This is a genomic window from Cupriavidus sp. 207A1 (assembly GCF_057798955.1).
In genome coordinates, this window is record NZ_JBYOJO010000010.1 from 216,455 (window position 1) to 241,739 (window position 25,285).

Annotated in this window: 25 protein-coding genes and 1 pseudogene; 9 read left to right on the plus strand and 17 right to left on the minus strand. The window is 67.0% G+C overall.

Annotation, left to right across the window (positions count from 1 at the left end; genetic code table 11):
* The first annotated feature begins 5 nt into the window (after window positions 1-5).
* The 3 genes from AC3FMM_RS19650 to AC3FMM_RS19660 are packed head-to-tail and all read left to right on the plus strand — an operon-like array spanning window position 6 to window position 2,623.
* Entirely contained in the window at window positions 6-833 is an 828-nt protein-coding gene (locus tag AC3FMM_RS19650) for a MetQ/NlpA family ABC transporter substrate-binding protein (RefSeq protein WP_488687329.1), read from the plus strand.
* Window positions 834-849: 16 nt separating this feature from the next.
* Window positions 850-1,989, plus strand: a complete 1,140-nt coding sequence (locus tag AC3FMM_RS19655) for a methionine ABC transporter ATP-binding protein (protein ID WP_488687330.1) — start codon at window positions 850-852, stop codon at window positions 1,987-1,989.
* Entirely contained in the window at window positions 1,970-2,623 is a 654-nt protein-coding gene (locus AC3FMM_RS19660; protein WP_116314526.1) for a methionine ABC transporter permease, read from the plus strand. The genes AC3FMM_RS19655 and AC3FMM_RS19660 overlap by 20 nt, the downstream gene beginning before the upstream one ends.
* Before the next feature lie 75 nt (window positions 2,624-2,698).
* Here the strand turns inward: AC3FMM_RS19660 and AC3FMM_RS19665 are convergent.
* The 11 genes and pseudogenes from AC3FMM_RS19665 to AC3FMM_RS19715 form a co-directional block, all read right to left on the minus strand.
* Window positions 2,699-2,841, minus strand: a pseudogene (locus tag AC3FMM_RS19665) (NAD(P)-dependent oxidoreductase); the annotation flags it as partial.
* A 99-nt stretch (window positions 2,842-2,940) separates the two neighbouring features.
* On the minus strand, window positions 2,941-3,939 hold the full coding sequence (locus tag AC3FMM_RS19670; RefSeq protein WP_116314527.1) for an alpha/beta fold hydrolase: 999 nt from the start codon (window positions 3,937-3,939) through the stop codon (window positions 2,941-2,943).
* A gap of 625 nt (window positions 3,940-4,564) precedes the next feature.
* Entirely contained in the window at window positions 4,565-5,596 is a 1,032-nt protein-coding gene (locus AC3FMM_RS19675; RefSeq protein ID WP_115713110.1) for a LacI family DNA-binding transcriptional regulator, read from the minus strand.
* Window positions 5,597-5,680: 84 nt separating this feature from the next.
* Window positions 5,681-6,664: a tripartite tricarboxylate transporter substrate binding protein gene (locus tag AC3FMM_RS19680; protein ID WP_115713109.1), complete on the minus strand. Its 984-nt coding sequence runs from the start codon at window positions 6,662-6,664 to the stop codon at window positions 5,681-5,683.
* 42 nt (window positions 6,665-6,706) lie between these two features.
* Window positions 6,707-7,801, minus strand: a complete 1,095-nt coding sequence (locus AC3FMM_RS19685; protein ID WP_115713108.1) for a porin — start codon at window positions 7,799-7,801, stop codon at window positions 6,707-6,709.
* 100 nt (window positions 7,802-7,901) lie between these two features.
* Window positions 7,902-8,243, minus strand: coding sequence for a cupin domain-containing protein (locus tag AC3FMM_RS19690; RefSeq protein ID WP_115682623.1), 342 nt, complete (start codon window positions 8,241-8,243; stop codon window positions 7,902-7,904).
* Window positions 8,240-9,217, minus strand: a complete 978-nt coding sequence (locus AC3FMM_RS19695; protein ID WP_414249470.1) for a quinone oxidoreductase family protein — start codon at window positions 9,215-9,217, stop codon at window positions 8,240-8,242. The genes AC3FMM_RS19690 and AC3FMM_RS19695 overlap by 4 nt, the downstream gene beginning before the upstream one ends.
* Before the next feature lie 39 nt (window positions 9,218-9,256).
* Window positions 9,257-10,141, minus strand: a complete 885-nt coding sequence (locus AC3FMM_RS19700; RefSeq protein ID WP_115713106.1) for a beta-keto acid cleavage family enzyme — start codon at window positions 10,139-10,141, stop codon at window positions 9,257-9,259.
* Window positions 10,142-10,178: 37 nt separating this feature from the next.
* A complete protein-coding gene (locus AC3FMM_RS19705; protein WP_115713105.1) occupies window positions 10,179-10,928 on the minus strand; it encodes an SDR family NAD(P)-dependent oxidoreductase in 750 nt (249 codons plus the stop codon).
* A 42-nt stretch (window positions 10,929-10,970) separates the two neighbouring features.
* Window positions 10,971-11,909, minus strand: a complete 939-nt coding sequence (locus AC3FMM_RS19710; protein WP_442784899.1) for a dioxygenase family protein — start codon at window positions 11,907-11,909, stop codon at window positions 10,971-10,973.
* 214 nt (window positions 11,910-12,123) lie between these two features.
* On the minus strand, window positions 12,124-13,047 hold the full coding sequence (locus AC3FMM_RS19715) for a LysR family transcriptional regulator (protein WP_116314532.1): 924 nt from the start codon (window positions 13,045-13,047) through the stop codon (window positions 12,124-12,126).
* Between the two features lie 102 nt (window positions 13,048-13,149).
* On the opposite strand from AC3FMM_RS19715, the gene AC3FMM_RS19720 reads away from it, so the two are divergent.
* From AC3FMM_RS19720 to AC3FMM_RS19730, 3 genes are all read left to right on the plus strand, one after another.
* Entirely contained in the window at window positions 13,150-14,088 is a 939-nt protein-coding gene (locus AC3FMM_RS19720; protein ID WP_326347525.1) for a 2-hydroxyacid dehydrogenase, read from the plus strand.
* Between the two features lie 81 nt (window positions 14,089-14,169).
* Entirely contained in the window at window positions 14,170-15,174 is a 1,005-nt protein-coding gene (locus tag AC3FMM_RS19725; protein WP_116314534.1) for a Bug family tripartite tricarboxylate transporter substrate binding protein, read from the plus strand.
* 31 nt (window positions 15,175-15,205) lie between these two features.
* The gene (locus AC3FMM_RS19730) at window positions 15,206-15,664 is read left to right on the plus strand and encodes a nuclear transport factor 2 family protein (RefSeq protein ID WP_488687331.1); all 459 of its coding nucleotides are present in this window, start codon (window positions 15,206-15,208) and stop codon (window positions 15,662-15,664) included.
* A gap of 73 nt (window positions 15,665-15,737) precedes the next feature.
* Here the strand turns inward: AC3FMM_RS19730 and AC3FMM_RS19735 are convergent, their stop codons facing one another.
* The 3 genes from AC3FMM_RS19735 to ribA form a co-directional block, all read right to left on the minus strand.
* Window positions 15,738-17,108 carry a serine hydrolase domain-containing protein gene (locus tag AC3FMM_RS19735; RefSeq protein ID WP_116314536.1) on the minus strand — a complete coding sequence of 457 codons (1,371 nt, stop codon included), beginning with the start codon at window positions 17,106-17,108 and terminating at the stop codon, window positions 15,738-15,740.
* A gap of 44 nt (window positions 17,109-17,152) precedes the next feature.
* Window positions 17,153-17,632, minus strand: a complete 480-nt coding sequence (locus AC3FMM_RS19740) for a MarR family winged helix-turn-helix transcriptional regulator (RefSeq protein WP_116314537.1) — start codon at window positions 17,630-17,632, stop codon at window positions 17,153-17,155.
* A 108-nt stretch (window positions 17,633-17,740) separates the two neighbouring features.
* Complete coding sequence (gene ribA, locus AC3FMM_RS19745; protein ID WP_062802974.1) at window positions 17,741-18,337, minus strand: GTP cyclohydrolase II; 597 nt, start codon at window positions 18,335-18,337, stop codon at window positions 17,741-17,743.
* Window positions 18,338-18,600: 263 nt separating this feature from the next.
* On the opposite strand from ribA, the gene AC3FMM_RS19750 reads away from it, so the two are divergent.
* Window positions 18,601-19,131: a riboflavin biosynthesis protein RibA gene (locus AC3FMM_RS19750; protein WP_115682631.1), complete on the plus strand. Its 531-nt coding sequence runs from the start codon at window positions 18,601-18,603 to the stop codon at window positions 19,129-19,131.
* On the opposite strand, the gene AC3FMM_RS19755 is transcribed toward AC3FMM_RS19750, so the two are convergent.
* A complete protein-coding gene (locus tag AC3FMM_RS19755) occupies window positions 19,132-19,602 on the minus strand; it encodes an Lrp/AsnC family transcriptional regulator (RefSeq protein ID WP_326347528.1) in 471 nt (156 codons plus the stop codon).
* A gap of 151 nt (window positions 19,603-19,753) precedes the next feature.
* Here AC3FMM_RS19755 and AC3FMM_RS19760 point away from each other — a divergent pair, with 151 nt between their 5' ends.
* Window positions 19,754-20,095: an AsnC family transcriptional regulator gene (locus tag AC3FMM_RS19760; protein ID WP_116314538.1), complete on the plus strand. Its 342-nt coding sequence runs from the start codon at window positions 19,754-19,756 to the stop codon at window positions 20,093-20,095.
* A gap of 16 nt (window positions 20,096-20,111) precedes the next feature.
* Here the strand turns inward: AC3FMM_RS19760 and AC3FMM_RS19765 are convergent, their stop codons facing one another.
* Window positions 20,112-21,035, minus strand: a complete 924-nt coding sequence (locus tag AC3FMM_RS19765) for a LysR family transcriptional regulator (protein WP_116314539.1) — start codon at window positions 21,033-21,035, stop codon at window positions 20,112-20,114.
* Between the two features lie 130 nt (window positions 21,036-21,165).
* Between AC3FMM_RS19765 and metE the strand changes: the two genes are divergently transcribed.
* Window positions 21,166-23,556 (plus strand): 5-methyltetrahydropteroyltriglutamate--homocysteine S-methyltransferase, encoded by a 2,391-nt coding sequence (gene metE, locus AC3FMM_RS19770; protein WP_488687332.1) that lies wholly within the window; start codon window positions 21,166-21,168, stop codon window positions 23,554-23,556.
* Window positions 23,557-23,648: 92 nt separating this feature from the next.
* Here metE and AC3FMM_RS19775 read toward each other — a convergent pair whose 3' ends face one another.
* The gene (locus AC3FMM_RS19775; protein WP_488687333.1) at window positions 23,649-25,061 is read right to left on the minus strand and encodes a DUF1254 domain-containing protein; all 1,413 of its coding nucleotides are present in this window, start codon (window positions 25,059-25,061) and stop codon (window positions 23,649-23,651) included.
* Window positions 25,062-25,285 lie beyond the last annotated feature (224 nt).

Sequence of the window (25,285 nt, forward strand, 5' to 3'; positions counted from 1 at the left end):
ACACCATGAAGATCTCCCGCCTCCTGCCGGCCATCGTTGCCGCCCTGTTTGCTTCGCTGGCGCTGCTGCCGGCCGTCCATGCCGCGCCGCTGCGCATCGGCGTCACACCGGGCGCACTCGCCGACTCCGTCGAAGTAGCGGCCGCCGAAGCGCGCAAGCAGGGCCTCGACGTGAAGGTCGTCGAGTTCACGGACTGGACCACGCCCAATGTCGCGCTGTCGTCCGGCGATCTCGACGTGAACTACTTCCAGCACCAGGCCTTCCTCGACAACGCCGTCAAGGAACGCGGCTACAAGTTCCGCAGCGTGGCGCTCGGCGTGCTGCCGAACATCGGCCTGTATTCGAGCCACGTGAAGCGCTTCGACGAGCTGAAGGAAGGCGCACGCGTCGGCGTGGCAAGCGATCCGGTCAACCAGGGCCGCGGCCTGCTGCTGCTGCAGAAGGCTGGCCTCGTCAAGCTGCGCGACGGCGTGGGCGCGAAAGGCAGCGTCAACGACATCGTCGCCAATCCGAAGAAGCTCAAGCTGATCGAGATCGAGGGACCGCAACTGGTACGCGCGCTGGACGACGTAGACCTGGCGCAGGGCTACCCCGCGCACTTCGTCAACGCCGGCAAGGCCCAGGTGGCCGGTGCCGGGTTGCTGTACTCGGGCATCGACGATACGTATTTCGCGATCCGCTTCGTCACGCGCGAGGACAACGCCGCCGATCCGCGCGTGGCGCGCTTCGTGAAGATCTACCAGGACTCGCCAGCGGTGCGCAAGCAGCTCGGCACGTCCTATGCCAACAACGACAAGCTGTACAGCCTGCCGTGGCTCAAGGCGCAACCGTGACGCACAGGGGACTGCCATGAGCATGACCACTGCTTTGCTGCGCCGCGGGTTCCTGCCCGCGGCGACACGCTCCGACGCCGCTGCCGCCACGCGTGGCGGCCATGCGCGGACCGCGACCGGCGCGGTTCGCTTCGAACGCGTGAGCAAGCGTTATGCGAGCGGCGCCGGTATTGTCCAGGCCCTCAGCGACATCGATCTCGACATACCGCCCGGCGGCATCTTCGGCATCATCGGGCGCAGCGGCGCCGGAAAATCCACGCTGCTGCGCACGATCAACCGGCTCGAGGCGCCGACGGATGGACGCGTGCTGGTCGACGGGCAGGATATTGCGACGCTCGACGAAAACGGCCTCGTGGCACTGCGCCGCCGTATCGGCATGATCTTCCAGCATTTCAACCTGCTTTCGGCGAAGACGGTACGCGAAAACGTGGCGCTGCCGCTGAAGGTAGCCGGCGTGCCGCGCGACGCCATTGGGCGGCGCGTGGACGAGGTGCTCGCCCTGGTTGGCCTCGAAGGCAAGCACGATACCTATCCCGGCCGCCTGTCGGGCGGACAGAAGCAGCGTGTCGGCATCGCGCGCGCGCTCGTACACCACCCCGAGATCCTGCTGTGCGACGAAGCCACTTCCGCGCTGGATCCTGAAACCACGCAATCGATCCTGCAGTTGCTGCGCGACATCAACCAGCGCCTCGGGCTCACCATCGTGCTGATCACGCACGAGATGCGCGTGATCCGCGAAATCTGCGACCAGGTGCTGGTCCTGGAGCACGGCGCCATTGCCGAAGCCGGGCCCGTATGGCGGGTATTCGGCCAGCCGCGGCACGCGGCGACGCAGGCGCTGCTGGCACCGCTGACACCGGGACTGCCGCAAGACATCGCCGAGCGGCTGCTGCCCGAGCCGCCGGCGGGGCCGCACCGGCGCATCGCCGAACTGCACTATGCAGGCAGCGGCGAGCACGCGCCGGACCTCGCCAGCCTGGCCGCCGGACTCGGCACGGGCGCACAGCTGCTGCACGGCAGCCTGGACCGCATCCAGGGCCACACGCAAGGCCGCCTGCTGTGGTCGCTGGCAGGCACCGGCACGGATCCGGATTCGCTGCGCTCTCCCCTTTCCCCATACGTGAAAACACTGGGCTATGTCGCCGATTCTTATTGAACGCCTCTGGCAAGGATTCCTCGATACGCTGACGATGGTCGGCGCATCGGCCGCCATTGCGGTGCTGGCGGGTGTGCCGCTCGCGCTGGTGCTCGTGGTCACCGCTCCCGGTGGCATGCGGCCCGCGCCGCGCCTGCATCGCGTGCTCGGCAGCGTGATCAACAGCTTCCGCGCCACGCCGTTCATCGTGCTGCTGGTGGCGCTGCTGCCGTTCACGCGGCTGGTCGTGGGTGCGACCATCGGCGTCTGGGCCGCGGTGGTGCCGCTGGCGGTCAGCGCCACCCCGTTCTTTGCACGCATTGCCGAAATCAGCCTGCGCCAGGTCGATGCTGGCCTGGTCGAGGCCGCACAGGCCATGGGCTGCCGGCGCCGGCATATCCTGCTGCACGTGCTGCTGCCGGAAGCGCTGCCCGGCATCGTCGGCGGCTTTACCATCACCGTGGTTTCGCTGATTGGCGCCTCAGCCATGGCCGGCGCGGTCGGCGCGGGCGGGCTTGGCGACCTGGCGATCCGGTACGGCTACCAACGTTTCGATACCACGGTGATGGCGGTCGTCATCGTGATCCTGATTGCGCTGGTCACGGTCGTGCAGGCAAGTGGCGACCGCCTGGTGCATCGCCTGCGAGAGCGCTAGATGCTGACGGCGCTGCCGCGAACGGACGAGGCTATTGGCAAGCCCATGGGCAAAGATCCGGAACGAATTGGCTCAACCGAACCCGACCATGATTTTCGCAAACACGCGCCCGATCTTGCCGGTGCCGATCACGGCCACGGTCTTGCCGCACACGTCGAAGCCCATCAGGCCTCAAGCGGAAAATTGAAGCCCCGCGTACGGTTGTAGGCCCGGTGGAGCCACTGCGGCGTGCCGTTCTGTGGCAGATTTTGCTCTGCGGCGTTCGATGGCCGTTATGCCATCGCCCGTGGGACGGCGATCGCTCCCTTGCCCTCACTTCATTGAACAGATTGGATGAACGGTGCACCTGACGCGCCCGTCATTCGTTCCACTGTCCGCGCGATATCCTCCGTCGCCGCATAGTGGACCATGTGGCCCACGCCGGGAACGAGCACCAGCGTACTATTTGGCAATTCACGATGCAGTGCGGTCGAATGCGAGGCTGCGTCGACGATTTTATCCCCCGCTCCCGCCACCAGCGTCACGGGAACTTGCAGTCCGGCATACAGCTCGCGGAATTCTGAAACGGCTGGGATCATGAATGCCGCATCCTCCGCCGCAGCATTGATCTGCGACGGTCGCAGCAGCATCTCGCGGGAAATCAAGTCAAAAAAGATCGGGGGGGTCTGCGCCGGGGCGAACATTTGCCGCAACGCGCGCTTCAGAAGCAGTCGTCCGGCCAGGGGCGCCACGGTATAGCGGAGCGCGTCACCTACCACAGGGATGGCTGCAGGCGAAGTCAGCAGGACGTCCACCCTTGCGGATGGATAGTAGTAGCCGGAAATCAGCACTAGGCCGCGCACGTCCACTGTGGATTCAAGCGCCATGCCAAGCGCCACCAGTGTGCCCAGTGAATGCCCTACTACCAGGGGACGCTCGACCCCCAGCTGTGCCAAGGCTTTTCGCAACAAAGCCGCCTGCGCCCGGGGTGTCCACCGACGGTCCCGCGGGCGTTGGCTATGCCCAAAGCCGGGGCGGTCGAACAGGATGACTCGGTGCCGCTTGGATAAAGATCTTAGCAATCCACTGGCGACATAGTCCTGAAGCAGCACTGCATTGCCGTGAAGGAGCACCACAGCTGGACCTTCGCCTTCGTCGATGTAATGCAATTGCACCCCGTCGACCGTGAGAAAGCTTCCCTGCGGTGGATGGTCACGCTCTGCCTGGCGCGCGCGGTGATGCACCCACGCGGCGGTGCCAGCCGCTGCAGCGACGCTGGCCAAAGTAGCGAACACACCCGTTGACGATGCACGGGACTTGCTGTTGGACGTGGACATAGGATTCTCGGTTGGAAGAGAAGGCGTTGTGGCTTCGCTTGACACCAAAAAACGTCTGGAGAGACGACGTCATCGCGAAGGCAAACCGAATGATGGGGCTCGGGAACGCAATTCTCGTGCCGTCACGCGACAACAATTTCCTCGAGCCCCGTACTGGGTCCAAAAGGGGGCCACCCGCGGCTTTACCAGAGGCAGCGTGATCAGGCTTTCACCCGGCGCGCAGCAAACTGAAATCACCCCGTGGCGAGGAGCAATTTAGGCGTGGAGTATTGTAGAAAGCAGCGTGCGAGCCATGGCTGACCGGTCGCGTACATAGCCCCGAGAGGTGTAGTCAGTGCCGCCCCACGCGAAAAACGGTTCGTGACTGCAGACGCGCCTTGTCGCAACCAGTCCTGCTTCACTCGGGGACGGCGCTTGTCGGCCAGGAGCAGAGTCGCAGCGATTGTCTACCATGCTGAAAACGACGCTTACCCAGATTGGCTCAATACGATTGCTCGGTCGTTGCGTGGATGACTGCTTCGTGGCGCTGGCGTGGGGAATCAGGTGTCTGCTCAGGGTCGGCAAGAGCCACTAAGCAGCCGTTGAGAAGTTGTGCAATGAGAAGTGCCCAAAATGGGGCGACGTTTCACGCCTTGCGCGGCGCCGCCGTGGAACCCCGCACGATGAGGTGGGGCTGCAATTGCACGGTGACCGGATCGGAGGCCGGCTTGCTGATCTTCCTGAGCAGAAGGCGCGCCGCCTCCTCGCCCATCTCGTGCACGGCGATCCGGATCGTCGTCAGCGGCGGCGTCAGTGCATCGACGAAGGGCATGTCGTTGTGGCCGATGACCGAGATGTCGTCGGGGCAACGCAGGCCCTGCTCGCGCAGGTAGTCGTAGCAGCCCATCGCGACCAGGTCATTGGCCGCCGCAATCGCGGTCAGCGCGGGAAACACGGTCATCAGCTGCGCGCAGGCGACCCGGCCCGCATTGCGGGAATAGCTGGATGCCTCGACCACGTGCCAGTCCGCACGACGCAGGCGATGGCGCCTGACGGCCTGGATAAAGCCCTCGCGGCGCAGGTAGCCGGTTGACAGCGATGCCGGCCCGGCGATATGCCCGATGCGGCGATGACCCAACTCCATCAGGTGATCGACGGTCAGCTGCATGGCCCGCACGCTGTCGCTCACGACCGAGGACACGCTGCCCGACCCTTCGCCGCGGTTGACCGTCACCACGGGGACGTGCCGTGCCAGGCAATACTCGAGCAACGGATCCTCGCGTTCCGCGGTGGCCAGCACCAGCCCTTCGACCTGCCGCCCGAGCAGCTGGTCGATCACGAACCGCTGCCGGCGCTTGTCGCTGCCCGCGTTGACCACGATCGGCACATAGCCCTGCTGCGCCAGCACCACCTCGATCCCGGCAAGGATCGGCGGAAACACGGGGTTGGCAATATCGGGCAGCACCACGCCGATCAGCCCGGAGCGCTGGGTGCGCAGGCCGGCGGCAATGCGGTTGGGGGAAAAGCCGCGCGCCTCGGCAACGGCCAGCACGCGCGCCGCCACGTCTTCTGCCACGAGATGCCGCGTCGCCGGGTTCATCACCCGCGACACGGTCGAATAATGCACGTCGATCTCGGCAGCCAGGTCTTTGAGGGTGAGGCGCTTGCGCTCGGGCATGTAGGGTGAGGGCCGGGAAGGATGGAAGTACGCCATTTTAAGCCAGCGCGCAATCCGTCTCCCGACGCCCCGCTCCGCGCGGCGCTACTGCCCCGCAAGCGCCCCGGATTGGCGGATGACCGGCGCAAGCTTGCCGATCTCTGCCTGGATATACGAGGCGAATTCCTGCGGTGACGATCGCTTCGGCTCTGCGCCCTGCGCCGCCAGCCGATCGCGCACGTCGGGCGCCGCCAGCGCCCTGCCGATCTCGGCGTTGAGGGTATCGATGATCTCCTTCGGCGTGCCGGCCGGCGCCAGGATGCCAAACCACGAGTCGAAGGCGTAGCCCGGCAAGCCGGACTCTGCCACGGTCGGAATATCGGGCAGCGAACTGCTGCGCCTGGCCGTGGTGACCGCCAGCGCGCGCAGCTTGCCCTGCCGCACGAACGGCATGGCCGACACCGTCGGGGCGAACATCATGTCGCCGCGGCCGGCCATGACGTCGGTCAGCGCCTCGCCCGTGCCCTTGTACGGGATATGGACGATGTCGATGCCGGCCTGCATCCTGAACATCTCGCCGCTGAGATGCGTGGAGCTGCCGGAGCCGGCCGAATCGAAATTCAGCTTCCCCGGCGCCGCCCTGGCAGCCGTCACCAGGTCGTGCACCGATTTGTACTTGCTGCCGGCGCTGACCACCAGCACGTTGGGCACCGTCGCCACCAGCGACACCGGCGCGAAGTCCTTGACCGTGTCGTAAGCCAGTTTGGGATACAGCGTGGCGTTGATCGCATGGCCCACCGACACCAGGATCAGCGTGTAGCCATCCGGCGCCGCCTTGGCGACGCCGGTCGCGCCGAGCGTGCCGCCGGCGCCCGGGCGGTTGTCGACGATCACCTGGTAGGTACCGCCTTCGCTCATCTTGGTGCCGATGATGCGCGCCAGGATGTCGGTGGCGCTGCCCGCCGAAAACGGCACCACCAGGCGGATCGGCTTGGCGGGGTACGGCGCCTGGGCCAACGCGGCGGGCGCGGCGGCAAGCATCAAGGACGAGCTCAGCGCCACCACGGCGCCTCGGATGGATCGAATCATGGTCTGTCTCCTCACTACCGGATCGGGTCGAAGCGGCACGCCTCAGAAGAAATGGCGCATGCCCAGGGCAAAGGTCTGTGGGTCGGCGCCGGCGCTGACACCCAGTTCATTGATGGCAAAGTCGTAGATCGCATTGCGCTTGTTATGGATGCGGCTGTAGTAGGCGTACAGCGCGGTGCGTTTGGACAGCGGATAGTCGTAGCCCACCGTCACCTGCGTGGCGCCTGTCTCCGCGCCGCTGCGGAAAAAGCCCACCGTCTCCGTGGCGCTGCCTGCGCCATTGCCGGCCAGCGCCACGCCCACGCGCACGCTGCCCGGGCCCAGCTTCTGCACCAGCGACGCGTAGTAGCCGTTACGCGTCAGGTCGCCGGTGGCGGTGCGGTAGTGCAGCCGTTCATAGAGCAGCGCGACGGTCGTGCTGGGAAACTTGTAGGACACGCCCGCCTTGATCGCATCGTCATTGCGGCCGGCGGTCTGGTAGTGCTGGTGGAGTTCGTATGCCAGCACCACGTTGAGCGGACCGTTGTCATAGGCCGCGGAAAAGGAGTACAGCGCCGGATTGCGCGGCACGCTGATCTTCTCCTCGTTGACACCCCAGGCCGCGGCACCGCTGAACCCCGCCAGCGAGGGGGTCTTATAGACAATGATGTTCTTCTGGCGGCGGTCGAAGGCGCTGGTGTCCTGCACGTTGTCGGTGCTCGACGCCGACCCGTTGCCGATCAGCGCCATGTAACCGGCGGTGGTGGGGTAATACGGGTCATAGCCCGCGGTCGCCTCGGTATAGGGCGTCTGCCAGTGGCCCATGAACAGGGTGCCGGCCTTGCCCTGCAGCCCGATGCGCGAATTGCGGCCGGCGATCTGGCCCTGGCCGTTATCCAGCGACAGATTGCTCTCGATCTGCCAGATGGCCTTCAGGCTGCCGCCCAGTCCTTCTTCTCCGCGCATGCCGAACACAGAGCGGTTATTGGTCAGGCGGCCAGTGCCGCCGAGATGCGTCCCGTCGGTGGCCGTGCTGGCCCGGGCATATTCCAGTGCCGTGTTCAGACGCCCGTACAGGGTCACGGTGGACTGGGCGCCGGCCTGCCCGGCCCAGCCGGCCGCGGCGCTGGCGGCCAGCAGCCAGGCCCTTCCGCGCATGGGGGCGATTGTCATGGGTGTCTCCCTTTGCTTGTTGTGGTTGTCGTCTGGCAAGCGATCGCCGAGGTTTTGCAATCGTTTGCAAAACAGCGTCAAAAAATCAGGTAGCCGGGAACGGCATCGCCAGCAGAAGCATTGCGGGCCGATTGCCCGGATTCGATACCTGGCGCGCTTCCCCGGGCGCAAGCCGTACCGAATCGAACTGTCCCAGCAGCGCCGCTTGTTCCGACGTGCGGATGCAGACCTCGCCTTCCAGCACGACGTAGTGCTTTTCCACCGCCGAGGCATCCAGCGCGGTATGCCCGCCCGGCAGCAGCACCGAGACGCCGAGCCACAGGGACGCCGCGGGCCCCGCTTCATGGCCTTGCAGGCGCAGGCAATGCATGCCCTCATGATTCGCCGGAAAGTACGCCGGCGCCTGGGCGAACCGGGTAACGTTCATGGCTGGAGCACCACGCGTTCCGCCGCGCCCTCCAGCACGGCACGGTAGGCCTCCCTGGCCTGCGCCAGCGAATAGGTGTAATCGGGCAGTACCGGGAACGGCCGCAGCTTGCCGCTGGCGAACATCGGCGCCAGCTGGTCCAGGATGCGCGCGCAGGCGTTGCTGTCGAGCGCCAGCGTGTCCACGCCCACATAGGTGTGCTGGCCGCGATAGAAGGCGAAGATGTCGAATGGCACCGGCTTCTCGATGGTCGAGATGAAGATCTGCGTGGCGCCGATTGCCATGCTGCGGTTGGCCTGCTCGAAGTACGGACTGCCGACGGTGTTGTAGACGATGTCCGCGCCGTGCCCGCCGGTCTCTTCGCGCACGACCTCGGCAATCGGCTCGCGGCTGGCATCGATCATGCGGACGGTGCCGCTCGCATGGCCGCGGTAAGGCTGGGCCGTCCGCTCCACGGCAAAGACACGCGCGCCCAGTGCCGTGGCGATCTGGATGGTGGCCTGCCCGACCTTGCCATTGCCGCCGCACACCAGCACGGTGCTGCCGGCCTGCGGCATGCCCGCGCGGCGCAGTCCTTCATAGGCCGTGATGAACGGCACGCCCACCGCGCCCGCTTCCAGCAGCGATACCGATTCCGGCTTGGCGCGCACCGAGGCCGCGTCGATGCGCAGGTACTTGCCATGGGTGCCGTCGCGGCGAATGCCCAGCTCGCCGCCGCTGCCCCACACCTGCAGCCCCAGCAGTTGCGACGGGCCATCGACCACCAGGCCGGCATAGTCGCGGCCAGGCGTGCGCGGCCAGACCGCGTGCGGCATCAGGCCCAGCGTGGCTTTGACGTCGCTGGGGTTGACCCCGGCACTGGCGACTTCGATGATGCACTGGTCAGCCGCGGCTTGCGGACGCGGCATGCCTTGCAGTTCGAGCTGCAGGGTCTCGATATCGTTGGCTTTCTGGTTGACTCGAATGACGTTCATGATGGTTTCGGTTTGGTTGGAATCCAGTGCGGCGTTGCCTCAGGCCTCGCGCAGGCCCAGCGTGCGGCGCGCCTGCGCCGGCGAGGCCAGCTCGCCGCCGAGCGACCGCACAATGTCGCGCGCCTTGGCGACCAGCGCGGCGTTGTCGGGCGCGAGCACGCCCTTCTCCAGGTAGATGTTGTCTTCCAGGCCGACGCGCACATGGCCGCCGGCGAGCCACGCCTGCGCGACAATCGGAAATTCCGCGCGGCCGATGCCAAAGGCGGACCAGTGCGCGCCCGCGGGCAGCATGTTGCGGGCGTAGAAGATCGTCTCCGGCGTCGGTGCAAAGCCATACTTGACGCCCAGCACGAAGGTCCAGAGCCCGGGGCCGTCCAGCACCCCTTCGCGGATGAAGTCGAGGGCCATGTTGAGGTCGCCCGAATCGAAGATCTCCAGCTCCGGCATCACGCCGGCGCCGCGGATGATGTCCGCCATCTTGCGCACGTTGGCGGGCGTGTTGATGACCACGTCGGCGCCGGAATTCATGGTGTTCAGGTCGAGCGAGCATACGTCCGGCCGCAACGCGGCAATGTGCTCGACACGCTTGGACGGGTGCAGCAGCGTGGTCCCGGGCGCGGCCACGCGCGGCTCGTCCTCGCTCGGCACGAAGCGTCCGCCCGGCCCGGTGGTGAGATTGATGATCAGCTCGCGGTTGCGCTTGCGGATGCGGTCGATGACGTCGGCGTAATAGTCGAGCGACATCGACGGGCGTCCGGTCTCCGGGTCGCGCACGTGGATATGGGCGGCGGCGGCGCCCGCTTCGGCGGCCTCCAGCGCGGCATCGGCAATCTGTGCCGGCGTGACGGGCAGGCCGGGATGCTGTTCGGGGGTAACGATGTTGCCGGTCACCGCGCAGGTGATGATGGTCTTGCGTGCATGCATGGCGTGGTCAGTAGTTGCGTGATTGGCTCGGCTCGGCCTAGCCCAGCTGGCGGCCGCCATCGACGACGATGGTGGTGCCGGTGGCGAAGCGAAGTGAAGTGGCACAGGCGGCGATGGCATCGGCCACGTCTTGCGCCTGGCCGATGCGGCGCAGCGGCGTGGTCCGGGCGGCGCGCTCGTTGAAGCTGTCATCGCGCCCCGGCACGAAGCCGGTGTCGACCACGCCCGGAGAGACATTGAGCACGCGGATCGCCGGCGCCAGCGCGCGTCCCAGCGACATCGCCATGGCGTCCAGGCCGGCCTTGGCCGCGCAGTAGGCCACGTTGCTGCCCTGCCCGGTGCGGCCCGCGATGGAGCCGACATTGACCACCAGCCCGTCGCCGTTGGCGCGCAGCAACGGCGCGAAGGCGCGGATCGCGGCGAACTGGCCGCGCCAGTTGATGGCGAACAGCGCGTCGATCAGGGCGTCGTCCAGCGCGTCGAGGTCGGCATGCGGAATGGCGCGTGTAAAGCCCGCGCTGTTCACCAGGATATCGACGCGACCGTAGTGATGACTGGTTTCGTCGGCCAGCTTGCGCAGCGATGCGCTGTCACCGATCTCGGCCACCGCGGCCAGGTGGTTGCCGGCCGGCAGCGCGGCCGCGGCGCTGGCCGCCTTGTCGGCATCGCGGCCAGCCAGCACGATGCTGGCGCCCAGGCGCGCCAGCGTCTCGCCGGCCGCCAGGCCAATGCCACCGCTGCCGCCGAGGATCACGGCTACCTTGCCGGAAAGAGAAGAGGCGCTCATTGGTTTCGATGTGATTAGTCAGGGATGGGGCGAAAGCCGCGCTCAGTCGATGGGCGGCTTGGGAAAGGTCTGCTCGCCCGGCTCGAGGGTGAAATCGAACGCGAGCGTAAAGAATGGCGCCGGCACGCTGCCCCACGGGCTGTACCCGTGGTCGTGCCGCTGCAGCTGGCCGACGAGTTGCCGGTGCACGCCAAAGGTGACATCGGATTCCAGCTGGGCCGGTTCGTCGGCAAATACCTGCGTCACCAGCGTGCGGTAGCCCGGTGCCGCGACGATGAAATGGATATGCGCCGGCCGGTACGGATGGCGCCGCTGCGCGGCCAGCAGGGTGCCCACCGGGCCGTCGGTCGGCACCGGATAGCCTGCCGGGCGCACGGAGCGGAAATGGTAGTGACCGCCTTCATCGGCATGGAAGCAGCCGCGCAGGTTGCGGTCGGGCTGGGCCGGATCCTGGTTGTCGTACAGCCCCACCGGCGAAGCCTGCCAGACTTCGACCAGTGCGCCCGGCAGCGGCGTGCCGTCGGTAGCGCGCACCGTGCCGCTGACGAACAGCGGCAGGCCGGGCGCGTTGTCCTGCACCACGCAGTCGCCGCACGCATAGCGCGGCGCGTTGGCGCGGTAGAACGGACCCAGCAGCGCCCCGGGCGTGCGTCCGTGCCGCGTGCCGTTGTTCATCACGGTCACCAGGGTCGACAGCCCGAGCACGTCCGCGGCCAGCACGACTTCGTTGTGCGTGGCATGCGTGGCCTGACCCAGCCGGGCCACGAACTCGAGCGCCAACTCGAATTCCGCATCGGTCAGGCGCGCCTCCCGCAGGAAGGCATGCAGGTGCCTGACCAGCGCGCCCATGACAAAGCGCAGGCGCGGATCGGGCGTATCCGCCATCGCGGCTTCGACGATGCGGGTCACCGACTGCTCGTCGTCGACCAGTGAAAGCGCGCCGTCCAGGGAGCGCTGCTCGTGTTCCAGGTATGTATCCACCTGCCCTCCTTTGCAAACGTTTGCAGTGGTTTGCATTATCGTCGCCGGCGAAATCCGGTCAAGGCGATTTCGCTGCGCAGCGCGGGCCGGATGGCGCGATAACGTGGATTAGCTCAATAAATTCAAGGCGCTACGGCGCGAGGCTGGGACAAACCCGTAGGCGTGGCAAAGTGCGGAGATAGCAACCGGTTTGTGACCCGCTGCCAGCGGTTTGTCAAAGAGCAGCGGGAACAGGCTGTTGCGCCTGCCGTTCCAGGTATGCGGCCGCAAAGTCCGCGAAAACACGACACGCCGGGTTATGTGTCGCCTCTCGCCAGATCAGATGCAATTCGGCCCGCACGTCGTCGCGCCAGATCGGGCGAAACAGCACATGCGGAAAGTGAAGGTGGCGCGCAGACGCTGGCACCAGCGCCACGCCAAGGCCTGCGCGGACCAGTGCGATCACGCTGTGGGTCTGGCTCATCTGCTGGACGACACGCGGCGGCCGGGACGTGCCCGCCAGCACCGAGCCGATGAGGTCGTGAAAATACTTGCCCTCGGTAGCGGAGTACTGGATGAACGGCAAGCCCGCCAGATCTTTGCTTCCGATTTGCTCGCGCTGCGCCAGCGCGTGCCCCGCCGGCATTGCCAGTTGCAGCGGCTCGCTGACGGCCAGGCGCCATTGCAGTTCGGCGTCCATGTCAGCGATTGGCCGCATAAAGCCGAGGTCGATGGCGCCGGCTTGCAGCGCACTGACCTGCGCGACCGTGACCATTTCGTGCAGTGTCGCCTCGATTTCCGGCAGCGCCTCGCCTGCCTTGGCGATGAGGTTGGGCACGAGATCGTAGCCCGCCACCGCGGTAAAACCTATCCGCACCTTGCCGCTGACGCCTTTGTCGATCCGGCGCGCCGTGTCGACCGCGTGTCCCGCCAGCGCGAGCAGGCGCCGGGCGTCATCGAGCAGCGCCGCGCCGGCTGCGGTAAGCCGCACCGCGCGGCTATTGCGGTCGAACAGCCGCACGCCGAGCGTCTCCTCCAGCAGCCGGATCTGCCGGCTCAGCGGCGATTGGGTCATGAACAGCCTGGCGGCTGCACGGCCGAAATGCAGTTCTTCGCCCACGGCGATGAAGCAGCGCAACTGGTTGAGATCGGGAACCATGAATCATGCCAATTCTTGGATTGATCGTTGCAAATTATAGCTTAGACATGCATTGATCGCGTTCCTATACTCGGCCCATTCCAACCCGACCTCAGCTCGCCAGTGAAACGCGCCATTCTCCTGACCCAGCCGGTCGTGCCCAGCCTGGAAACCCGGCTGCAGGCCGACTACGAGATTCACCGCCTGTATGGCACCACCCCGCCAGACGCGTTGCTCGACGAGATCGGCCCGCGCATCGAGGCGGTCGTCACCGGCGGCTCGCTCGGCCTCAAGGAAGGCCAGATGCGCCGCCTGCCGGCCCTGAAGATCGTCGCGGTATCCGGCGTCGGCACCGATGCGGTGGACCTGCCTTATGCACGCGAGCGCGGCATCCACGTGACCACCACGCCCAACGTGCTGACCGCCGACGTTGCCGACCAGGCGCTCGGCTTGCTGATCGCCGTGTACCGCCGCCTGACGGAGGCCGAGCGCTATGTGCGCGCCGGCCAGTGGGGCAAGGCTCCGCTACCGCTGGCTCACCGCTTCAGCGGCAAACGTGTCGGCATCGTCGGCCTCGGCCGTGTGGGCCGGGCCATTGCCGCGCGCGCGGCGGCCTTCGACTGCCCGGTGTCGTACACCGACCTGCGCGCCTTCACCGACGTGCCTTACGCCTTTATGCCGGACATCGCCACGCTGGCGGCCAACTGCGACGCCCTGGTCCTGGCCGCGTCCGCCGATGGTGCAAAGCCGGTGGTGGACGCCGCCGTGCTCGAGGCGCTCGGCAAGCACGGCGTACTTGTCAATGTGGCGCGCGGCAGGCTGGTGGACGAACCGGAACTGGTGCGCGCGCTGGCATCCGGTCGTATCGCCGGCGCCGGGCTGGATGTGTTTGCCGATGAACCCGCCGTGCCCGCCGCCCTCCTGCAGATGGACAACGTCGTCGTCCAGCCCCATCGCGCCAGCGCCACGTGGGAAACCCGCGACGCGATGGGCGAGATCGTGCTGGCCAATCTCCGCGCCGGCCTGTCCGGTCAGCGCCCGCCGGACACAGTGCTGGCATAGGCCCGCCCGTCCTCGCCGACGGCCATCGCTTCATCGAACGGCGCCAGTCAAGAGCGCCACAGAAATTTCCCGGAGACACTCATGCCATACCGCGTTCCGTTCGCTCACTCCCTTTCACTGCTTGCACCAGGCTGGCTGGCCGTGGCGGCTGTCGTTGCCATCGCCCCCCAGCCAGCGCACGCCGGCGCTTATCCCGAGCGGCCCGTCACTATTGTCGTCCCCTTCCCCCCGGGCGGCGGCACCGACACCGGCGCACGGCTGATCGCGCAACGCCTGGCCGAGCTGTGGGGCCACGCCGTCATCGTCGAGAACAAGCCAGGCGCTGCGGGCCAGATCGGCAGCGCTTACGTGGCGCGGGCGAAGCCGGATGGCTACACCCTGCTGATGGGCAACATCGGTACGCATTCGATCAACCCTACGCTGTACAAGACGGTCCCCTACAACGCCGTCAAGGACTTCGCCCCGGTGTCGCTGGTGGCGGAACTGCCACTGGTCATGGTGACCGCCAGCGGTAATGCCGCCAACACCGTGCCGCTGGCCATCGCGGCGGGCAAGCGCGAGCCGGGCAAGGTCACGTACGGCAGCTCCGGCAGCGGCAGCTCGATGCATCTTGCCGGCGCCGTCTTTGCCCGGCAGGCCGGCGTCGACATGCTGCACGTGGCCTACAAGGGGGGCGGCCCGGCCGTGGCGGACGTGATGGCGGGGCACGTGAACTATGCCTTTGCGACGCTCTACGAAACCATGGGCCTCATCAAAGGCGGCAAGCTCAGGCCCGTAGCCGTGACCAGCGACAAGCGCGCGCCACTCATGCCCGACGTGCCGACCGTGGCGGAAGCCGGGCTACCCGGCTACGACTCGATCTCGTGGATAGGCCTGTTGGCACCCGCCGGCACGTCGCCGGCGATCGTCGGCAAGATTGCGCAGGACGTGCGCACCGCATTGGCCGATCCGAAAGTAAAGCAAACACTCGCCGATCAGGGTGCGGTGCCGTCTGGCAGCACGCCAGAGGCATTTGCCTCCGTGATGGCACGGGATACCACGCGCTATGCCAGGGTTATCCGCGAGCAGGGCATCAAGGCGGAATGATCAGCACAGGCAAAATCGAAGAGGAAACACCATGATCGCACTGCTTTCCCGGACCCTGAGTACGCTGCTGCCGGCCCTCGTCGTGGCGACATCGCCAGCGCTGTACGCTCAGACATTGGACGCCTCAGAGGAGCTCGCCGCCGCCAACGAAAGGCTTCGCGCCGCCATGCTCGCACCCAACCCGGCACAGCTCGACGCCTTGCTGCATGCGCAGCTGACTTACGGCCACTCGTCGGCCAAGGTCGATACCAAGGACAGCCTCGTGAAGGCGCTCCTCACTGGCACCTCGAAATTCACACGCATTGACTTCACAGACCGAAAGATCGACGTGGTCGGCGAGGTCGCAACCATCCGATATACGTTCGACGCCGATACCCATCCCGCTGGCAAGCCCCCCACCACCGTGCATCTGCAAGTATTGTCGGTGTGGCTGCATCAGCCGTCGGGCTGGCAATTGCTCGCCAGGCAGGCGGTGAACCAGCCCAGGTAAAAGGTCGGAGCCGGTGACGCAAGGCGCAGCCAGGACGGGCATTCCGCATCCGGCCCCGCCTGCCCGCACCGCCCTACCGCGACAGCGCTTCCGCCACCGCCCTGAATGCCCGGAACGTGATCGCGTTGTTGGCGGCGTTGCCGGCCACCGGATGCGAGGCGTAGCGCACGATCGTCAGTTCGGCTTGCGGGTCGATGTAGATGCGCTGGCCGTGGATGCCGGCGGCCTGGAACATGCCGTGGCTGTCGTGCGAGACCCACCACATGTCGCGGTAGCTCCAGCCCGGCAACACCGCTGCGCTGCCGGACCTGGCAAACAGCTCGCGGCTGCCGCCGCGGCGGATATCGGCCACCACCGATGCCGGGATGATCTGCTTGCCGTTGAAGCGCCCGTTGGCGCGGATGGTCTCGCCAAAGCGCGCGAGATCGCGCAGGGTGGTGTTCAGCCCGCCGCCGCCGGATTCGGTGCCGATGCTGTCGACGGTGAAATACGCGTCCTGCTCGGCGCCCATCGGCTGCCAGATCCGCTCGGACAGCAGCTTCGCCAGCGACTGGCCCGAGGCGCGGCGCACGATCCACGCCAGCACCTCGGCATTGACGGTCTTGTAGGCAAACGCGGCATCGTGGCTGCCGTCCTTCTGCAGCGTCTTCAGGAAGTCATAGAAGGTGCCGGGGCCGTTGTAGTTGGCCGGGCGCGCCAGCATGCCGCCGGCGCGCGCGTAGTCCCAGACCTCGGCCCTGGGATCGGCATAGTCCTCGGAGTAGCGCACGCCGATGGTCATGTCCATCACCTGACGCACCGTGGCATCGCCATACGCGGTACCGGCCATCTCCGGCAGGTAGCGCGTCACCGGCGCGGCCGGGTCTAGCTTGCCTTCCGCCGCCAGCATGGCGGCGAGCGTGCCGACGAACGACTTGGTCACCGACATCGCGATATGCGGCGTATGGCTGTCGAGCGCGCCGAAATAGCGCTCGTAGATGACCTTGCCCTGGTGCATCACCAGGATGCCGTCGGTATAGGTCAGCGCCAGCATCTCGTCGAAGGTGCGGCGGGTACCGTCGGCATCGGTGAACGGGATCGCGCCGATGGCCTGCTCAGCGCGCGGCAGCGTGCTGGCCGGGCCGGGTCCGCGCCATACCGATGCAGTCGGCCCCAGTTCGCGCACATGCGAAAACAGCCAGCGGTTGCGCGGAAACCGGTTGCCCCCCGGCACATGGGTGATGAGCTTGTCCGGCGGCGGCGGAAAGCCCTGCATCCAGCCCATGAGGTTCGGATCGGTGGCCAGCGCCGCCGCCACCGTCGTCGCCGGTACGGCGGCCGGAGGCGCTGCGCTGGCCGCGCTGGCGGCGGGCTGGCTCCACGCCGGCAGGCTTGCCGCGAACAGTGCCACGCCGGCCAGGCGGCACCATGGCCGCGGGGAATTGCGATGAGGCTTCAACGACATGCTGTCTCCTTGCATTTTTTTGGTCAGGGATCGCCGCCCTCGCCTCAGTCCACCGATGCCTGCGCGCCTTGCTGATGTGCGATCAGGGCCCTGGTGAGCTTGTCGATGCATAGATCCAGCGTCTTGACTTCGGCCTCGGTCAGCACCGACAGGAACATCTTCTCCAGCACGTCGCCACGCTGGTAGGTCTGCGCCACCAGGGCTTCGCCGGCCGGCGTCAGGTAAAGGTTCAGCTGCCGGGCATCGGCTTCGCCCACTTCACGACGCAGCAGGCCGCGCTTTGCCAGCGCGGTGACCAGCTTCGACGTCACCGTCTTTTCCAGCAGCACCAGTTCCATCAGCCGTGTCAGCGTCAAGCCCGGTTCCAGCCCGGCGAAACGGAGCACACGCAGTTCGCGCAGGCCGATGCCGAATTCCCGCTCGTAGAAGCCGGAGGCCGACTGTCTGGTCATGTCGCAGAGCCGGTTCAGGCGGAACGACATGAATTCGAGGATCGAATGGGTGGGGCTGGTTGCGTCGGGCATGGGGGCAATAGGCGGGGGCGGCCAAATGATTCTATGGGCAATAGTTTCCATTGGCAACTATATGAGCCAATAAATGCCCCTGCCGGGGCAACACGCGCGCAAGCGCGTTCAGTCGAGCAGATGTCCCATCCGCGTACGCTTGGTCGCCAGGTATTTCTCGTTTTCGGCGTTGGACGGCACGATGTGGCGCAGTTGCTCCGAGACGGTGATGCCGGCCTTCTCGAGCGCGGCTGCCTTCAGCGGGTTGTTGCTCATCAGGCGCACGGACTTGACGCCCCACTGGTGCAGCAGGTCGGCGGCAAAGGCATAGTTGCGGGCGTCGATGGCCTGGCCCAGGGCCAGGTTGGCGTCGACGGTGTCGAGGCCGCCGTCTTGCAGGCGGTAGGCCCGGATCTTTTCCGCCAGGCCGATGCCACGCCCTTCGTGGCCGCGCAGGTACAGCAGGATGCCGCGGCCCTCGGCGGCGATCTTTTCCATCGCGAGTTCGAGTTGCGGCCCGCAATCGCAGCGGCAGGAGCCAAACACGTCACCGGTAAGGCATTCGGAATGCATGCGGATCAGCACGTTGTCGCCCGCCACATCGCCCACGCTGAGGGCCAGGTGCTCGATGCCTGAATCGGCGCCCTTGAAGGCGTGCGCCGTGAAGTCGCCGAATCGCGTCGGCAGGCGCGCCGAGTCGATCAGCTCAATTTCTGTGTCGTTCATACCGGAATTCTTGGTCAAAAGGCGGGGGCGCAGCCCGGCACCGCCGACATTATGAGCGGAATCGGACATTCGCGCTGGAAATCCCCCGCCGGGCCTGGCTGCATGGGTGGTCGGCCAATTCCTACAAGCGCAAGCGCCGTCGACTTATGCAGCCGCTTCAAACGGGTCTCTAGACTCGGTTTACAGGACATGGGTCGTCCCCGGCGGGCACGGAAACAATGCGCAGCACCCGCCTCGCGGCACGGCCGCAGCAGGAGTTCGCCATGACAGCCAATCCATTGAGTGCCGAGGCCGCAGGCACCAAGCTCGCCGCATTGTTCGACACCAAGCTCGCGGCCAGCAGCGCCGCCGAGCGCGTTTGCTACGAGGCGCACCTGAAGCGGGGCCAAGTGCGGCTGGTGCACCCGTACGAGGCCCATTTCGGCCGCAAGCTCGAGCCCGAAAACGACGGCATCGTCCACACCGCGGTGCGCTCGCACCTGATCATGGCCGCGTTGGGCGCCATTGTCGGCCTCGCCGTGGTCGGCATCCTGCACCGGCAGGAAGTCGACGCGGTGATGCAGAGCCCGGGGCTGGCGGCCGGCGCCGCGATCTTCCTGGGAGTGATGTTCGGCATGCTGCTGGCGGGCCTGATGACCGCGCGGCCGGACCACCAGCTGGTGATCACGCCGGTACGCGAGGCCGTCCAGCATGGCCGCTGGGCGGTGCTGGTGCACCCCACCACGCCGCAGCAATGCAACGAGGCCCTGCGCGCGCTGCGCAACACCACCAGCGAAGTGCTCAGGACCGCCTGATCACGGCTCGACCGAGGTCTCGCGCTTGAGCGTGCGCAGCACGAAGGTCGAGTGGCTGTGGCGCAGCCCGGGCAGCTTGTACAGCTTGTGCCGCAGGAATTCCTCATAGCCCTGCGTGCCGGCCACCGCCACCTTGATCAGGTAGTCGTATTCGCCGGTCAGCAGGTAGGCCTCCATCACCTCCGGCAGTTCCGCCAGCGCCTTGCCGAAGCGGTACAGCATGTCGTCGTCGTGCCGCTCCAGCGTGACTTCGATCAGCACGGTATCGGGCAAGCCCAGCGCCTTCTGGTTCAGCAGCGCGGCGTAGCCCTCGATGACCCCACTTTCTTCCAGCGCGCGCACGCGGTTCCAGCACGGCGTGGCCGACAGGCCCACCTGCTCCGCCAGCCGCGCATTGGACAGGCGGCCGTCGCGCCGCAGTTCGCGCAGGATGCGGCGGTCGATGTCGTCGAGTTTGGGTGACTGTGCCATCAAGCACCATCCATTAGGAATAATCTTCCGCAGATTCTAGCAAATTAAGATGTATCAACTGACATTTGCCCGGATATGAAGAAAATCAGAAAGCCAATTCTTCGGCACCGCTGGTAAATTACCTGCATAGATCGACTGCCGGAAACGACACATGCCAGCCTCCCGCCCTCTCCCCACCCTGCGCCTGTCGCTGCGACTTGCCCCTGCCGACCTGTTCGGCGCCATGGAATGGGTGCTGGCCAATGCGCGCCGTACCGGACTGGCGCCGCAGCAGCTGAGCTTTGACGCCGCCCCGCAGGCCGTGATGCATGCCACGCTGACGGCAGATGATGCCGGCCTGCTGTGGCTGTTCCTGCGCCGCCTCGATAACGGCTTCGACGTGGAGTTGCTGGTGGCGGACGTCGAGGATCCGGACCATGACACGGTGGCGGAACCGGCGCCGCGCGCCGCCACTAGTCGCGACCGGCCCGCCGAACTGATGTTGACGGCTTGAATCGATCCGGGCGCCGCTACGCCGCCGGCGCCAGCAGCTCGATGCCGTCGAGTTGCGCCGCGCAGGTATCGCGCACGATCGCGACAAAATCCGCCACATAGGGCCGCCGCGCCATCGCCGTCGGCACGGTCGCATACAGTTCGCTCCATAGCCCCCTGGCGCCGATGCGCTTGGCCAGCACGTAGTCATGGTCGACGTAGTTCTTGACGCCCCAGTTGGGCAGCGCCGCCACGCCGCGGCGGCTCGCCACCAGTTGCAGCACCGCCACCGTCAGTTCGGCGGTGCGCCGCTCCAGGTGGATGCCGGCGGGTTCCAGCACCTCGCGGATCAGGTCGATGCGTGACTCGGGCACCGGGTAGGTAATCAGGGTTTCGCCGGCAAGATCCGCGGCTTCGATGCGGCGCTTGTTGCGCAGGCGGTGTTCGTTGGCGATCACCGCCAGGATTTCAAAGCGGAACAGCGGCGCCACCTCCAGCCCGCGCCGCGCGGCCGGCTGCGAGCCGATCACCATGTCGGCGCGGCCGTTGCGCAGCAGCGCGATCGGATCGGCATGGAAGCCCGCGACCAGGTCCACTTCCACTTCGGGCCAGCGCCGGCGGAACTCGTCCATCACCGGCATCAGCCAGTCAAAGCACGTATGGCATTCCAGCACCACGCGCAGCTCGCCGCGGGTGTCGCCCTTGAGCCGTTCGATATCGCGCTCCGCCGCGCTGACCGCGGCCAGCACCTCGCGCGCCAGCGCCAGCAGGCGCTCGCCCGCCGGCGTAAAGCGCAGGCCCTGGCGCGTGCGGTCGAACAGCGGCAAGCCGTAGTGCGATTCGATCGCCTTGATCTGGTGCGACAGCGCTGACTGGCTGACATGCACGCGCTCGGCCGCGGTGGCCAGCTTGCCGGACTCGGCAATGGCAACCAGCGAACGCAAATGGCGGACTTCGATCATGCACGGCTCCCGCGTCGCCGTCGTTTGGTCCTGATATGAAATCGATTCATATGTTGTTTAAAACTTGTCGCTTGATTCATTTTATGGGCAAACCGACACTGTGCGCCAGACTTCTACCGGAGCAACATCGATGGCACGCACCCATATCCTCGGCTTTCCCCGCATCGGCGAACGCCGTGAACTGAAATTCGCCCAGGAAGCGTTCTGGCGCGGCGAACGCTCGGAGGCCGAGCTGCGCACGGTGGCCGCCGAACTGCGCCGCCGCCACTGGCAGTTGCAGGCCGAGCGCGGCCTGGACACCGTCGCCACCGGCGACTTTGCCTGGTACGACCAGATGCTGAGCCTGACCGCGCTGCTGGGCGCGCTGCCGCGCCGCTTCGGCTTCGATCCGGCGCAACTGACGCTGGCGCAGTATTTCGAGCTGGCCCGCGGCAACCGCGAGCAGCCGGCCATGGAAATGACCAAGTGGTTCGACACCAACTACCACTACCTGGTCCCGGAGCTGGACGCCGACACCACCTTCGACGGCGGACCACAATGGTTCTTCGAGGAAACCGATGAAGCGCTGGCGCTCGGGCTGCGCGCCCGCCCCGCGCTGATCGGCCCCGTGACCTACCTGTGGCTGTCGAAAAGCCATGTGCCCGGCTTCGACCGGCTGTCGCTGCTGCCGCGCCTGCTGCAGGCCTATCGCCGCATCCTGGGCCAGCTCAAGGCACGCGGCATCGAATGGGTGCAGATCGACGAGCCGGCGCTGTGCCTGGACCTGGAACCGGCCTGGCTCGATGCCTTCGACACGGCCTATGCCGCGCTGCATGAGGGTGGCCCGACGGCGCGCCCGAAGCTGCTGCTGGCGACTTACTTCGACACCGCCGCCGACCATGCGCAGCGCGCGGCCGCGCTGCCGGTCGACGGCTTCCATATCGACCTGGTGCGCGCCCCCGCGCAACTGGCGGCATGGCAGGCCGTGCTGCCCGCGCATGCGGTGCTGTCGCTGGGCGTGATCGACGGCCGCAATATCTGGCGCACAGACCTGCGCCGCGTGCTGGACCTGCTGCGCCCGCTGCACGGCGCGCTGGGCGAGCGCCTGTGGCTGGCGCCGTCGTGCTCGCTGCTGCATGTGCCCGTGTCGCTGGCGCAGGAAGCGCGGCTCGATGCCGAGCTGAAGTCGTGGCTCGCCTTCGCCACCGAAAAGCTGGACGAACTGTCGGTGCTGGCCTGCGCGCTGAACCAGGGCGACGGGGCCGTCGCCGACGCCCTGGCCGCCTCGGACGCGGCGCAGGCGTCGCGCCGGGCCTCGCGGCGCGTGGTCAATGCGCGCGTGCAGCAGCGCCTGGCTGGCGTGGATGATGCGATGGCGCACCGCGCCAGTCCCTTCGCCGAGCGCATCGAACGCCAGCGCAAGGCACTTGCGCTGCCGCTGCTGCCGACCACCACCATCGGCTCGTTCCCGCAGACCGCCGCGATCCGCCAGACCCGTGCGGCATTCAAGCGCGGCGAGATCGGCGCGCTGGAATACCTCGAGCGCATCCGCGCCGAGATCGCGCTGGCGGTGCGCAAGCAGGAAGCGCTGGGGCTGGACGTGCTGGTGCACGGCGAGGCCGAGCGCAACGACATGGTCGAATACTTCGGCGAGCAGTTGTGCGGCTATGGCTTCACCGAGAACGGCTGGGTGCAGAGCTACGGCTCGCGCTGCGTCAAGCCGCCGGTGATCTACGGCGACGTGTACCGCCCGGAACCGATGACGGTCGACACCGCCCGCTACGCCCAGTCGCTGACCGAGCGGCCGATGAAGGGCATGCTGACCGGTCCCATCACCATGCTGCAATGGTCCTTCGTGCGCGACGACCAGCCGCGCGCCACCACCGCGCGCCAACTCGCATTGGCGATCCGCGACGAGGTCTGCGATCTCGAGCAGGCCGGCATCCGCGTGATCCAGATCGATGAACCGGCGCTGCGCGAAGGGCTGCCGCTGCGCCGCGCCGACTGGGACGCCTACCTGGACTGGGCCGTGACCGCGTTCCGCCTGTCGGCCAGCGGCGTGCGGGACCAGACCCAGATCCACACGCATATGTGCTATGCCGAATTCAACGACATCCTGCCCGCGATCGCGGCGATGGACGCCGACGTGATCACCATCGAGACCTCGCGCTCGGCGATGGAGCTGCTGGAAGGCTTTGGCGACTTCGACTATCCCAACGAGATCGGTCCGGGCGTCTATGACATCCACTCGCCGCGCGTGCCGTCGGTGCAGGCGATGGAACGGCTGCTGGACCGCGCCTGCGAAGTGGTGCCGCCGCAAAGGCTGTGGGTCAACCCTGATTGCGGGCTGAAGACGCGGGGCTGGGAGGAAACCGAAGCGGCGCTGGCCAACATGGTCAGCGCGGCCCGCGCCTTGCGCCAGCGCCTGTCGGCGCCGGAAATCGCGGCGTGGAAGCGCGTCGAGCGCACTGCCGCAGCCGGGACCGCTCCGGTTCCGCATATGGGCAGCACCTGCACTGCCTGCGCCACGCACGCACACTGACCGCCAGCCGCCCGCAGAACACCGCGGCGTAAAAAAACAGGCCGCATGCCCGTCGGGGCATGCGGCCTGTTTGCCTGCCGGCGTCCGGCGGATCAGTTCACGCGCATCACCGGCGGCGGCATCCAGCTGCCGTCCAGCAGCGCCTGTTCCGGCCAGTACGCGCGCAGCATCATGTTCAGGCCATCGGGCGGCGCCGGCAGCCAGTTGGCGGCTCGTGCGCCGGCCGGGCGCTCATGCTGGATGTAGATGTCGAGCGAGCCGTCGCGGTTGTAGCGCAGGCGGTCGCGGCTGCCGATGGCATAGCGCTGGATCGGGTTCGGCACAAAGGCCTGGCGCTCGTTGTACAGCGTCAGCGACCAGAACGCGCGCGCCGGTGGCAGCTGGTTCTTGTCGAAGTGCAGCACGTAGCGGGCCCCGCCCTGCAGCGGCTTGCCGTTGGCATCGGTGCGGGTGGAGGCGTAGATCGCGTCCTCCGGCAGGTTGGCACCCAGGCCCACCCACGCCGTGACCGCACGGCGGCCATAGCTGGTGCCGTAGGTGCCCAGGTCGCGATGCATGACCCAGCCATTGCCGGCATCGGCGTTGCCCTTGCGCGCCGCCTGCTCGATCGCCGCCAGCGCGGCCGTGGCCCCTTCCTGAACCGCCCGCGCGGTGGACGGCTCCATCACCGTGGTCTTGAACGGCACGCCCGGGCGGATGCCCATGCGGCGCATTTTCTCGACCATGGCGCTGTCGGCCGGCGCCGGCGGGTTGGCCGGCAGCAGCGCGGCGAAACGCGTGAAGAACGCCTGCGCGTCCATGGCCGCCACCTGCTCGACCGGGGCGCTGTCGGGGTCCAGCGCGGGCCGTGCGGCGGCCTTGTCCGGCACGCGGCGGCCGCCACCCCAGGCCGACAGCGGTGTCAGGCGGTACTGGTCCTGCAGCCGGTGCACCGCCGCGAAATCCTGCTTGCCGCTGGCCTGGGTGCGGCCGATCAGCCAGACCATCGACGTGGGCGAGCGGATCTCCTGCACGCCCCTGGGCAGCGTGCCGCGCCAGTCCGGACCGGTGATGGCGAAATTGCCGCGACGGGTGCCGGTGGTGCGCTTGCCAGGTGCGGCGAACACATTGGTCCAGGCATCCATCAGTGGCATCAGGTAATAGCGCCCGCGCGTATCCGGCACTGACAGGATCACCGGCTCGCGCGACAGGTCCAGCCACGCCGACGAGTACAGCGTGTCGGCATTGGGGCTGACCACATCGGTGAAGGTGGCGTCCGGGAAGGTGCGCTTATGGCTGAAGGTGTTGGGGGGCGTGCGCAGCGTCATCAACTCGCGCGTCACGTCCATCAGCACCATCGGATAGGCAAAGGTGAAGACCTCGGCGGACAAGGCCTTCATGGCCTGGTCGGAGGGCGGCTGCTCGGCCGCCGCCGGGTTGCCGGCATAGTCTGGCCCGGTGGCGCAGCCGGACAGCATGACGGCGAGCGTGACCGCGCCCGCCAATTGACGAAAGTTAGGCTTCATTACCCCGATTCCCAAAAGTTCTTGTGCGCTCAGCGGGCATTTCGGCTATGGCTGCCAGCATGTCGTCCCGGAGGCGCATCTGTCGGTCGCATCTTGTCCGCGTGCTACGACCCTGTCAATGACTCGGATGCGGGGATCCGAGACCGGGCGCACCAACGGCAGGACACTACGGAAAAGGGGTGCATGATAAGCCACGCGGCCTGGCTACGGAAAGGGCCGGCACG

Bases quoted from the DNA above. Each gene is read 5' to 3' on its own strand.
- AC3FMM_RS19765 (WP_116314539.1), bottom strand. From the start codon at position 21,035: ATGATCGAAGTCCGCCATTTGCGTTCGCTGGTTGCCATTGCCGAGTCC.
- AC3FMM_RS19760 (WP_116314538.1), top strand. From the start codon at position 19,754: ATGCCAGCCTCCCGCCCTCTCCCCACCCTGCGCCTGTCGCTGCGACTT.
- AC3FMM_RS19735 (WP_116314536.1), bottom strand. From the start codon at position 17,108: ATGTCGTTGAAGCCTCATCGCAATTCCCCGCGGCCATGGTGCCGCCTG.
- AC3FMM_RS19690 (WP_115682623.1), bottom strand. From the start codon at position 8,243: ATGAACGTTACCCGGTTCGCCCAGGCGCCGGCGTACTTTCCGGCGAAT.
- AC3FMM_RS19675 (WP_115713110.1), bottom strand. From the start codon at position 5,596: ATGCCCGAGCGCAAGCGCCTCACCCTCAAAGACCTGGCTGCCGAGATC.
- AC3FMM_RS19755 (WP_326347528.1), bottom strand. From the start codon at position 19,602: ATGGCACAGTCACCCAAACTCGACGACATCGACCGCCGCATCCTGCGC.
- metE (WP_488687332.1), top strand. From the start codon at position 21,166: ATGGCACGCACCCATATCCTCGGCTTTCCCCGCATCGGCGAACGCCGT.
- AC3FMM_RS19775 (WP_488687333.1), bottom strand. From the start codon at position 25,061: ATGAAGCCTAACTTTCGTCAATTGGCGGGCGCGGTCACGCTCGCCGTC.
- AC3FMM_RS19750 (WP_115682631.1), top strand. From the start codon at position 18,601: ATGACAGCCAATCCATTGAGTGCCGAGGCCGCAGGCACCAAGCTCGCC.
- AC3FMM_RS19655 (WP_488687330.1), top strand. From the start codon at position 850: ATGAGCATGACCACTGCTTTGCTGCGCCGCGGGTTCCTGCCCGCGGCG.
- AC3FMM_RS19680 (WP_115713109.1), bottom strand. From the start codon at position 6,664: ATGATTCGATCCATCCGAGGCGCCGTGGTGGCGCTGAGCTCGTCCTTG.
- AC3FMM_RS19695 (WP_414249470.1), bottom strand. From the start codon at position 9,217: ATGAACGTCATTCGAGTCAACCAGAAAGCCAACGATATCGAGACCCTG.
- AC3FMM_RS19730 (WP_488687331.1), top strand. From the start codon at position 15,206: ATGATCGCACTGCTTTCCCGGACCCTGAGTACGCTGCTGCCGGCCCTC.
- AC3FMM_RS19650 (WP_488687329.1), top strand. From the start codon at position 6: ATGAAGATCTCCCGCCTCCTGCCGGCCATCGTTGCCGCCCTGTTTGCT.
- AC3FMM_RS19660 (WP_116314526.1), top strand. From the start codon at position 1,970: ATGTCGCCGATTCTTATTGAACGCCTCTGGCAAGGATTCCTCGATACG.
- ribA (WP_062802974.1), bottom strand. From the start codon at position 18,337: ATGAACGACACAGAAATTGAGCTGATCGACTCGGCGCGCCTGCCGACG.
- AC3FMM_RS19685 (WP_115713108.1), bottom strand. From the start codon at position 7,801: ATGCGCGGAAGGGCCTGGCTGCTGGCCGCCAGCGCCGCGGCCGGCTGG.
- AC3FMM_RS19740 (WP_116314537.1), bottom strand. From the start codon at position 17,632: ATGCCCGACGCAACCAGCCCCACCCATTCGATCCTCGAATTCATGTCG.
- AC3FMM_RS19715 (WP_116314532.1), bottom strand. From the start codon at position 13,047: ATGGTTCCCGATCTCAACCAGTTGCGCTGCTTCATCGCCGTGGGCGAA.
- AC3FMM_RS19700 (WP_115713106.1), bottom strand. From the start codon at position 10,141: ATGCATGCACGCAAGACCATCATCACCTGCGCGGTGACCGGCAACATC.
- AC3FMM_RS19670 (WP_116314527.1), bottom strand. From the start codon at position 3,939: ATGTCCACGTCCAACAGCAAGTCCCGTGCATCGTCAACGGGTGTGTTC.
- AC3FMM_RS19705 (WP_115713105.1), bottom strand. From the start codon at position 10,928: ATGAGCGCCTCTTCTCTTTCCGGCAAGGTAGCCGTGATCCTCGGCGGC.
- AC3FMM_RS19725 (WP_116314534.1), top strand. From the start codon at position 14,170: ATGCCATACCGCGTTCCGTTCGCTCACTCCCTTTCACTGCTTGCACCA.